General features: G+C 33.1%; 1 protein-coding gene. It reads left to right on the top strand.

Annotated elements, in window-relative coordinates:
- A partial coding sequence (locus Q3223_RS19405; protein ID WP_407812433.1) for a baseplate J/gp47 family protein occupies positions 1–1,009 on the top strand: 1,009 nt, incomplete at both ends.

The raw sequence follows: 1,009 nt of genomic DNA, 5'->3' as shown, positions 1-1,009 counted from the left end.
GACAGAAGATGAAGACACTATACATGGAAGAATGTTAAGCAACTTTCAAGATGCGAGCACACTAGAAGGGGACTTTATTTATGATGCAACAAGACCTACAGCAGAAGAAGCTGCACAGTTAAAACAACTAGGACTACAAAATAATTTAAAGATTGCATTTCCTCAAACTAGCTATGGAGAATACCTAGAATGGTTGGGAGAATGTAAAGGAGTATTTAAAAATCAACCAACTAAATCGGTTGGAGTTATTACTTTTATAGGCATACAAGGAACTATAATTACAAAAGGAACTATAGTAACTACTGTTGCAACTGATGAAAAGCAGAGTATAGAGTTTGAGCTTCTTGAAACTAAAACTATAGGAGAAAATGAAACAGTAGATATTAAAGCAGAATGCAGGATTGAAGGGATTATAGGAAATGTATCTAAAGGTAGTATATCTGTTTTATTAGGTTCTATTAATGGGATTAAATCTGTTACTAATAAAGAAGATTTCAAAGGTGGGACAGATATAGAAGATGAAGAACATTTTAGAGAAAGAGTTCTTGTAGCAGAGCAAGAAGACAAACTTAGTGGAGCTAGTTCAGATTATATAAGATGGGCTAAAGAAGTAGATGGAGTTGGATATGCTTATGTAGTTTCCGAATGGAATGGAGCAGGGACAGTAAAAGTATTAATACTAGATAAAAATAGAAAAGCAGCAACACAAGAATTGATAGATAAAGTTCAAGAATATATATATCCATTAAATGTATCAGAAGGAGAAAATAGAGACGGGAAAGCTCCTATCGGGGCTTTAGTAACAGTTGTAACACCCGAAACACTACTTATTAATGTAAAAGCTAGTTTTATATTTAGTAACAGTTTTAGTGAAGAAACAGTATTAAACAATCTAAAAGCTAAGATAGACAAATACTTAGATAAGATTGATTTAGGTGGAACAGTCTCATACAATGCTATACAAGCAATAGTAGGTTCTATGATGTTGACAGACGAAGGTATACAGGAT

Origin of the sequence: Clostridioides sp. GD02367, assembly GCF_045900275.1 — a bacterium.
GTDB classification, from domain to species: Bacteria; Bacillota; Clostridia; order Peptostreptococcales; family Peptostreptococcaceae; genus Clostridioides; species Clostridioides difficile_A.
The sequence above is the reverse complement of the archived record's forward strand: the minus strand, read 5'-3'. Positions and strand labels throughout refer to the sequence as shown.